1 protein-coding gene is annotated in these 714 nt (G+C 21.4%); it reads left to right on the forward strand.

Annotated elements, in window-relative coordinates:
- Positions 1–454 precede the first annotated feature (454 nt).
- Complete coding sequence (locus LUA84_RS01135; RefSeq protein WP_231434043.1) at positions 455–601, forward strand: hypothetical protein; 147 nt, start codon at positions 455–457, stop codon at positions 599–601.
- Positions 602–714 lie beyond the last annotated feature (113 nt).

Here is a 714-nt window from a genome sequence, read left to right on the forward strand (position 1 = left end):
TTGGATGGGCAGCTTTAGATATATTCTTTGGAATAGGTTTTTTGATTTTGACAATTTGGATATTAACTAAATTTTTATTATAAGAATTATTTATATATCAGTACCTAAGAAAGATAAAAATTTAGAAAAAGAGATTATAGAGATAATAAAACCTGTTTTGTGTAATGCTTCATAAAGTTTTTATATTTTTCAAATCTTTAATGTTTATTTGTCAGCAAGCGCCTTATAATATTCTGCAGATATTTTTACATCTTTTTTATGGAATATATCTTTCCTTTTTCAAAAGTTTCAAATATTATGTTTGTAATCTTTATAATGGAAAATATAATAAACTTATAAAAGCTAGATATTCTTTAGCTAAAAANNNATATAATTCGGAATTTTTATATTTTATAGAATGAATGACTTAGAATTATTATCAGTAATTCTTGGGCTGAGAATCTCAGAATCACTCATGATTCTTGTACTAGGATGGATTATAGGTACGATACCTATTTATTTTGTTGCTAAGCATTTTAATAAAAATGTATCAAATGATGAAGATTTTAGGTTTTATTATACTTTTAGGAATATTATATTTTATAATAATAGTAAAATTTAATTATTTCTTTTATATAATTGGAATAACAATAGATTTTATAATATTTTTAAATTTTATAATATTTCTAAGTATCTATAAAATTGTATTTAATGCAAGTTGGAGAGTGGCTTTTG

Source organism: Candidatus Nanopusillus massiliensis, assembly GCF_920984865.1.